Here is a 1,074-nt window from a genome sequence, read left to right on the forward strand (position 1 = left end):
GACCTGCCATAAAAGCTTCGGTGGGCTCGTTATCGTCCCAATTCGTAGGCGCTAGATTGAAAGCATATCCAGCATAGCCTTGCTCAGGAGACAACTGTCTTGAGCAATGTAGAAATAGCTTTAGGAAATCCAGGGGATTCAGCTCTTGATGAAGTAGTGGAACCGAGAACTCCAAAACACTGAGACCATTCCCCATATTGGCTTGCCAGCCGCGCTTTCCAAAGACATCAAATAGCCAAGCACTGGCATCATTCGATTGTTTGCCGCTGGTATAACAGAAAGTGAGATGATCATCTTCGTCCATTGCCCCCATCATCTCACGCAGCGATTTTGCATCCGCATATGCCGTCATCGGCTTGCCCTCTGGAGGCTCTTTACCTCGCCAAAGCCAGGTGAGGTGAGGGTCGGCCAGTTGCTTGAAGGCGTCGAAACATTGACATAAGGCTTCACGCACAATGGGCGTGTGAGCCTCTTTGAAGTACAAGGTGCCGCGCAAGCAAAGTAGTGCGCCGATATAGTCCTGGGGGCCGCCCTTCATCAGCAAGTTGCCAGGCATTTCCAGAATATGGGGCTGCTTGGCGAGTTCTTCGGCCAAGTTGATTGGCTCGTCCATAACACGTCCTCTTAAATTAATAGGCGGGAGAGGGGATTTTTGACCCCGGAGCAGGTCGGCGGGTTATCACCATCATCAATAAACGCGCAGCAGTCGCTGCCCAGCCCAGTTGTTCGGCAGGCACTTTGGACTGCTGGCTTTCCTGAGTGCAATCGCAGTCCGTTGACTTCATCGCCACCACCTTACTTTTGTCGCCTGCAATTTCTGCATATTTCTCTGCTTGCTCTCGGTCAGCCGGATCCGGCGGAAACTTCATCTCCACCACCTGCTTGATGTTGTCCTGGGTGGGCGGCCTCTTGGGGTCTTTGACGATGGTCACGTCCGGCCTACGAATCATCCCCTTTCCTGGCTTGAACGGTGGATGCTCCGGGTCTTCATCCCAGTACTTCTTGATCCACCCGGGTATCCAGCCGTGGGGACTGCTGCCCGTCTCGCTATCGAGAATCGGCTGCGGTGGGTTT

2 protein-coding genes are annotated in these 1,074 nt (G+C 53.5%); both read right to left on the reverse strand.

Translation table 11 applies throughout. The annotated features are described in order from the left end of the window. On the reverse strand, nucleotides 1–613 hold a 613-nt coding region (locus A9G05_RS26210; protein ID WP_139131278.1), incomplete at its 3' end, for a type VI immunity family protein. A gap of 16 nt (nucleotides 614–629) precedes the next feature. Next, on the reverse strand, nucleotides 630–1,074 hold a 445-nt coding region (locus tag A9G05_RS26215), incomplete at its 5' end, for a VRR-NUC domain-containing protein (RefSeq protein WP_256548494.1).

Source organism: Pseudomonas sp. ENNP23, from assembly GCF_001728945.1.
In the GTDB taxonomy this organism is placed as follows: Bacteria; Pseudomonadota; Gammaproteobacteria; order Pseudomonadales; family Pseudomonadaceae; genus Metapseudomonas; species Metapseudomonas otitidis.